7 protein-coding genes are annotated in these 6180 nt (G+C 71.4%); 5 read left to right on the top strand and 2 right to left on the bottom strand.

Going from position 1 to position 6180, the window contains the following annotated elements; all coding sequences use genetic code 11:
- Window positions 1–112 precede the first annotated feature (112 nt).
- Both E2E34_RS29775 and E2E34_RS29770 read left to right on the top strand, forming a co-directional pair.
- Complete coding sequence (locus E2E34_RS29775) at window positions 113–1378, top strand: sensor histidine kinase (protein WP_138904976.1); 1266 nt, start codon at window positions 113–115, stop codon at window positions 1376–1378.
- Window positions 1363–2022, top strand: coding sequence for a response regulator transcription factor (locus E2E34_RS29770; protein ID WP_138904975.1), 660 nt, complete (start codon window positions 1363–1365; stop codon window positions 2020–2022). Before E2E34_RS29775 ends, E2E34_RS29770 begins: the two co-directional genes overlap by 16 nt.
- Before the next feature lie 293 nt (window positions 2023–2315).
- On the opposite strand, the gene E2E34_RS29765 is transcribed toward E2E34_RS29770, so the two are convergent.
- Window positions 2316–2774, bottom strand: coding sequence for a MarR family winged helix-turn-helix transcriptional regulator (locus tag E2E34_RS29765; protein WP_138904974.1), 459 nt, complete (start codon window positions 2772–2774; stop codon window positions 2316–2318).
- 141 nt (window positions 2775–2915) lie between these two features.
- On the opposite strand from E2E34_RS29765, the gene E2E34_RS29760 reads away from it, so the two are divergent.
- The 3 genes from E2E34_RS29760 (at window position 2916) to E2E34_RS29750 (ending at window position 5527) form a co-directional block, all read left to right on the top strand.
- Window positions 2916–3407 (top strand): carboxymuconolactone decarboxylase family protein, encoded by a 492-nt coding sequence (locus E2E34_RS29760; RefSeq protein ID WP_138904977.1) that lies wholly within the window; start codon window positions 2916–2918, stop codon window positions 3405–3407.
- A 25-nt stretch (window positions 3408–3432) separates the two neighbouring features.
- A complete protein-coding gene (locus tag E2E34_RS29755; RefSeq protein WP_138904973.1) occupies window positions 3433–3780 on the top strand; it encodes a glyoxalase superfamily protein in 348 nt (115 codons plus the stop codon).
- A 172-nt stretch (window positions 3781–3952) separates the two neighbouring features.
- Window positions 3953–5527, top strand: coding sequence for a DUF1996 domain-containing protein (locus tag E2E34_RS29750; RefSeq protein ID WP_138904972.1), 1575 nt, complete (start codon window positions 3953–3955; stop codon window positions 5525–5527).
- 91 nt (window positions 5528–5618) lie between these two features.
- Here E2E34_RS29750 and E2E34_RS29745 read toward each other — a convergent pair whose 3' ends face one another.
- A complete protein-coding gene (locus E2E34_RS29745; protein WP_138904971.1) occupies window positions 5619–6074 on the bottom strand; it encodes a hypothetical protein in 456 nt (151 codons plus the stop codon).
- Window positions 6075–6180: the final 106 nt, after the last annotated feature.

Here is a 6180-nt window from a genome sequence, read left to right as displayed (position 1 = left end):
GGTGGTAGGTACACCACCGACCCGGGTGCCGGGCCCCATGACCTGGGCGGCCCGTACCGGCGAGACTGGGGGCGTGCCCGGCGGACGGGCCGACGGGGAGAGGCTGGACATTATGATCAAGACGAGAATACGCAGCGCGTTCCTGGCCGGAGCCCGGGGACTCGCCCTGACGGTCCTGTCGCTCACGGCGTCCGTCGCCCTGTTCTCGTTCACGCTCGTGTCCCTCGCGCTCATTCCGGTCGGGGTCGGCCTCCTCACCACCCCCGTCGTGCTGACCGTGCTGCGCGGGTACGCCGGCCGGCGCCGGCTGCTCGCGGGCGCCTGGTCCGGCGTACGCGTCCCCGCCCCCTACCGCCCGATGCCGGCCGACCCGCGCGGCGGCCTCGTCGGCCGGGTCGAGCGGTGCGTGCTGCTGCTGAAGGACCCGGCGACCTGGCGGGACCTGCTGTGGCTGCCGGTCGACATGACGGCGGGCTGCGTCATCGCGGTGCTGCCCGCCGCACTGTTCCTGTACCCGGTGGAGAGCCTGGTGCTGGTGGCGGGGCTGTGGCGGCTGTTCACCACGGACGGCGCGTACTGGTACGGGTTCGTCCCCGTGCACAGCCAGGCCACGGCCCTCCTCACGCTCCCCCTCGCTCTGGCGGTCTTCGCGGGCGCGCTGCGCTTCAACCCGGTCCTGCTGCGGGCCCACTCCACCCTCACCGGGTCGCTGCTCGGCCCCACCCACGAGATGGCGCTCGCCCGGCGCGTCGACCAGCTCACCGAAACGCGGCACGACGCCGTCGACGCCTCGGCCGCCGAACTGCGCCGTATCGAGCGGGACCTGCACGACGGGGCGCAGGCGAGGCTGGTCGCCATGGGCATGAACCTCGGCACCATCGAGGCGCTCGTGGAGAAGGACCCGGCCCAGGCGAAGAAGCTCCTCGCCATGGCCCGCGCGTCGTCCGCCGAGGCCCTGACCGAACTGCGTGACCTGGTGCGCGGCATCCACCCGCCGGTGCTCGCCGAGCGCGGACTCGGGGACGCGGTGCGGGCGTTGGCGCTGCGCCTGCCGGTCGAGACGGAGGTGACGGTGGACCTGCCGGGGCGTGCCGGGGCGCCGGTCGAGTCGGCGGCGTACTTCGCGGTCAGCGAGGTCCTCACCAACGCGGTCAAGCACGCGCGGGCCGACCGCGTCTTCGTCGACCTCCACCACGCCGACGGCATGCTGCGCGTGGGCGTGACCGACAACGGACGGGGCGGGGCGGCGGCCGGAAAAGGGTCGGGCCTGAGCGGCGTCGAACGCCGGCTCGGTACATTCGACGGCGTCCTGGCCGTCAGCAGCCCCGCGGGCGGCCCCACCGTGGTGACCATGGAGATCCCTTGCGCGTTGTCCTAGCCGAAGATCTCTTCCTGCTCCGCGACGGGCTGGTCCGGATGCTCGAAGCCTTCGACTTCGAGATCCTGGCCGCCGTGGAGACCGGTCCCGAACTCTCCCGCGCGCTGGCCGAGTTGCGTCCGGACGTCGCGGTGGTCGATGTCCGGCTGCCGCCCTCCCACACCGACGAGGGACTGCAGTGCGCGCTGGAGGCCCGCCGGGAGCGGCCGGGCCTGCCGGTGCTCGTCCTCTCCCAGCACGTGGAGCAGCTGTACGCGCGCGAGCTGCTGGCGGACGGCAACGGGGGCATCGGGTACCTGCTGAAGGACCGGGTGTTCGACGCGGAGCAGTTCGTCGACGCGGTACGCCGGGTGGCGGCGGGCGGCACGGCGATGGACCCGCAGGTGATCTCGCAACTCCTTTCGCGCCGCGCGCGGGACGAGCCGCTGGGCGGTCTCACGCCGCGTGAGCGCGAGGTGATGGAACTGATGGCCCAGGGCCGGTCGAACGCGGCCATCGCGAGCCGGATGGTCGTCACCGAGCGGGCGGTGGCCAAGCACACGTCGAACATCTTCGGCAAGCTCGGCCTGCCGGTCTGTGACGACGACAACCGCCGGGTCCTGGCGGTACTCGCGTACCTGGACCGGGGGCGGGACGGCCGCTGAGGCCGCGGCGGGTCTGCCATTCCCCACCGGGCGGGAGAACGGCAGACGTCCGGGGGCAGCCGGATCAGCGGTTCTTCCTGCGGCCCCACATGATGATCGCCCTTGCGCCCCCGGGGACGAAGACGGAGGCCGGCCCCGGGGCCTGTCCGCCGTAGCTCAGCCACTCGCCGCCTTCCTGCCCCACACCGAACCCGGGCCGGGGCCGGCCGGGGCCCTCGCGGCCCGCGGCCTCGCGCTCCCGCGGCCCCGCAGGCGCGTGAGGCCGCCCCGCGCCGCGTGACGCGGTGACGCGGCTAGGCCCCGAACCAGCCGGCGGCGTCCAGCCGCAGGCCGCCCGCCGGGACCATCTCCCGCAGGGCCGCCTCCAGTTCGTCCACCCGTCGCGCGCCGAGGCGCTCGACCCAGCCCGCCCGCAGCCGGTCGAAGATCGCGGCCGATCGCTGGAGTACGTCGATCCCTCGCGGCGTGAGCCCGACCAGCTTGCGTCGCCCGTCGTTCGGGTCGTCCCTCCGCTCGACGTACCCGAGCCGCTCCAGCCGCTCGACCGTCTTGCCCGCGGCCTGCTTGGAGACCCCCAGCCGCCGGCCCAGCTCCCCCGGCGTCACACCGTCCCGGCCGACCGCCTGGAGGGCGAAGCCGTACGCCGGGCGGACGTCGGGGTGGCCCTGTTCGGCCAGTTCGGCGTGCGACTCGTCGATGAACGACCGGAATCCGGCGAACAGCAGCAGCGGCAGCTCGTACCCCTCAGCCATTGCGCAACTCGTCAACGTGGTTTACCTTTTCGTCAATCACGTTGACGAGTTTACCTCCAAGGAGACGCCTTGACCGGCATCCGTAACGACTTCTTCCCCGACCACACCACCGAGACCGCCCCGGCCGCCGCCCGCCGTCCGATGGAGGCGACGGCGAATCGGCTGGGCTATCTGCCCGCGCCCGTGGGCCGCCTGGCCACCTCGCCGCACCTGCTCGACGGCTTCCTGAAGATCAGCGCGATCTTCGAGTCGTCAACCCTCGACCCCCTGGCCCGCGAAGTGGTGATCATGACGATCGCGACCCGCAACGGCTGTCACGTCTGCGTCGCGATGCACACGGCGAAGCTGACCGCGCTCGGCGCGGACGCCGCTGTGATCACGTCGCTGCGCGAGGGCCGGCCGCTGACCGACGAACGCCTGGAAGCGGTACGCCGGTTCACGCTCGACGTCGTCGCCACGGCGGGCGCGGTGCCCGACGACGCCCTGCGCCGCTTCCTCGACCACGGCCACACCTCGCAGAACGCCCTGGAGGTCGTCCTCGGCATCGGCGCCTACACCCTGTCCACCCTGGCCAACCGGATGACCGGCGCTCCTTTGGACGAGCAGCTCGCGGCGTTCGCCCCGCCGGAGTGACAGACCGGCACGGCAGGATGGCCCCATGACCACGTTCAACGAGGAAGTCGTCCCGGTCCTCCACGTCAAGGACGCCGGCGCCGCCGCCCACTGGTACGCCCGCCTCGGCTTCGGCCAGGAGTGGGAGCACCGGTTCGCACCGGGTTTCCCCGCCTTCGTGGAGGTGGCGCGCGGGTCCGTGCGGCTGTTCCTCTCGGAGCACGAGGGGGACGCCCGTCCCGGGACGCTGGTGTATCTGCGGGTGCGGGACGTGGACGCCGTGGCGGCGGAGTTCGGCGTACCGGTCGAGGAGCAGGTGTGGGCGCGGGAGACGGAGCTGCGGGACCCCGACGGCAACCGGATCCGGGTGGGCACGCCGGCCGGCTCCGCGTGAGACGCGGCGGTCGGCACCCGTACGTCGTGGTCCGCCCCTGTTTGGCCATGGAGTTACCTACGAACTGCGAGGAGGTTTGAACGAGCCGCGAACGGCTTCCGTATGGAACGGAGCGCTTCTCCCCTGCCGGGACCCCCCTTACCTTCACCCGGCAACGAAGCAGAGGAGTTCCATGCGACGCGCAACTAGAAAACGTTCCACGCTGGCGAACCGGGCGATTGCCGCATCGGCCGCTCTGATCCTGGGCGGGGGTGGACTGCTCGCGGTGAATGTCTACGCATCCGCAGGTGAAGGCTGGTCCAACCCTGAACCGGCTCAGTCCGGTCAGCTTCGGAGCACCGGCCAGCAGATGTCGACCATTGACTGCCCGGAGGTGGCGAACGACCTGCCCCAGGAAGTACCCGATGCGGCGCGCCAGGAAGTCGACCGGGAGCTGGCTGCCCTCGACTCCCAGATCACGGACGCCTACAAGCGATTCGCCGATTCGAAGGAGCAGATCGCCCAGGACCCGAATCTCGCGCAGAACGCCATCCTCGGACCGCTGAAAGACAAGCGGCTGGCGTCCATCGACCGGATCGCCGTCGCCTTCGACCGGGTGGCCGAACGTCCCCAGGGCCTCGAAGGACTGGCCCCCTGCGCGCTGCGCGCCGACGACAACGGAGGGGTCGGCGACGACGGGCAGGACGGCGGCGGCAACGGCGACGGCCAGGGCGACAACGCCGGCCAGGACGACGGCCAGGGAGGTGACCAGGGCGGCGACCAGGGTGCCGACCAGGGCGGTGACCAGGGCGACGGCAACGGTGACGGCGGCCAGGACGACGGCGGCCAGGGCGGCGACAACGGCAACGGCGGTCAGGCGGGCAACGGCCCCAACGCCGCCGACTTCGTCGACATCCAGTCCGTGCAGCCGAACGTCCAGCAGCCGCCCCAGCAGCGCGGCGCGTCCCGCGGCCAGTTCGTCACCGAGTGCGGCGAGAACGAGAACGGGAAGTTCAATCCCGACAACGTCATCGTCGCCCCGGGCGTGAGCAACGGCGCCCACCACATGCACGATTACGTCGGCAACCAGGCCAATGACGCCTTCGCCAGCGACGACGACCTGGCGCGCGGGCAGACCACCTGCCAGAACCAGGGCGACAAGTCGACGTACTACTGGCCCGTCCTGCGCCTGCAGAACGGTCAGAACGAGGCCGACGCCAATGCGGACGGCGGCGGCAAGGACAGCAACGTGGGCGAGATCCAGACGCCCACCGAGGTCGACCTGAAGTTCGTCGGAAGTCCCGTCAGCAAGGTCACCGCGATGCCCCGGTTCCTCCGGATCATCACCGGTGACGCCAAGGCGTTCACCAACGGCGACGCCAATGCCAACGCGTCCTGGAGCTGCACCGGGTTCGAGGACCGCCAGCTCAAGGACAAGTACCCGATCTGCCCCGAGGGCAGCCAGGTCGTCCGCACCTTCAAGTTCCAGAGCTGCTGGGACGGGCAGAACACCGACAGCGCCAACCACCGCACCCATGTGGCGTTCGCCCAGGAGAACGGTGCCTGCCCGAACGGATTCCGTGCCATTCCGCAGCTGGTGCAGCGGATCGTGTACGACGTCCCGCCCGGCCCGGGCTTCGCGGTCGACTCGTTCCCCGAGCAGCTCCACAAGCCGGGAACCGACCACGGTGACTTCATCAACGTCTTCAACAGCCGGCTGATGAAGAAGGTGGTGGCCTGTGTGAACGAGGGGCGCCGCTGCGCCTGATCACGCCGTACGAACCGCGCGGTAGACCCCCACACAGCAGTCCCGCCCAGGGCGGCCGTCCCCCACCGGCCGCCCTTTCCCCTGCGCGCGGTCAGCTGCCGTGGTGGCCGGAGTGCTCCTCCCCGTCGCCCTTGCCGCCGCTCTCCCCGGAGTGGTGCGAGGAGGTCTCCACCGTCCCGCCGAGCTGCCCGCGCAGTGCGGTGACCACCTTCCGGTCGCCCACCGCGACCCACTTCCTGCCGACCAGGTACGCCCCGCCGTAGTCCTTCGCCTCGTTGATCCACTCGCGCTGTCCGCGGTCGGTCGCGAAGGTGGCCAGCACGTAGCGGCCGTCGTCGGTCCTGCAGTTCGCCTGACGCAGTTCCTTGGCGTCCGTCTGGATGTTCGGCTCGCACTCGACCTTCGCGGCGAGCTGTTCCAGGCTGCCCTTCGCCGTCTCCGGCAGGGGCTTCTCTTCGTTCTCACCGGCTCCGCAGCCCGTGGTGAGCAGGGCCAGAACGGCTATGGCGGAGGCGGCGTTCGCTGTACGTCGGCGTTGGTTGCGCATCCGCCCATCGTGCCCCGTTGGGCCACACGGTGGGGTGGATACCAACACATCGCACACTCCGTTGCCGCGCCCCCGCCCCGTCGTTAACGTGCGCACGGGCCGGCCC

This window comes from Streptomyces albidochromogenes (assembly GCF_005981925.1).
Classification (GTDB): Bacteria; Actinomycetota; Actinomycetes; order Streptomycetales; family Streptomycetaceae; genus Streptomyces; species Streptomyces albidochromogenes.
The sequence above is the reverse complement of the archived record's forward strand: the minus strand, read 5'-3'. Positions and strand labels throughout refer to the sequence as shown.

Bases quoted from the DNA above. Each gene is read 5' to 3' on its own strand.
- E2E34_RS29775 (WP_138904976.1), top strand. From the start codon at position 113: ATGATCAAGACGAGAATACGCAGCGCGTTCCTGGCCGGAGCCCGGGGA.
- E2E34_RS29765 (WP_138904974.1), bottom strand. From the start codon at position 2,774: ATGGCTGAGGGGTACGAGCTGCCGCTGCTGCTGTTCGCCGGATTCCGG.
- E2E34_RS29760 (WP_138904977.1), top strand. From the start codon at position 2,916: ATGGAGGCGACGGCGAATCGGCTGGGCTATCTGCCCGCGCCCGTGGGC.
- E2E34_RS29755 (WP_138904973.1), top strand. From the start codon at position 3,433: ATGACCACGTTCAACGAGGAAGTCGTCCCGGTCCTCCACGTCAAGGAC.
- E2E34_RS29750 (WP_138904972.1), top strand. From the start codon at position 3,953: ATGCGACGCGCAACTAGAAAACGTTCCACGCTGGCGAACCGGGCGATT.
- E2E34_RS29745 (WP_138904971.1), bottom strand. From the start codon at position 6,074: ATGCGCAACCAACGCCGACGTACAGCGAACGCCGCCTCCGCCATAGCC.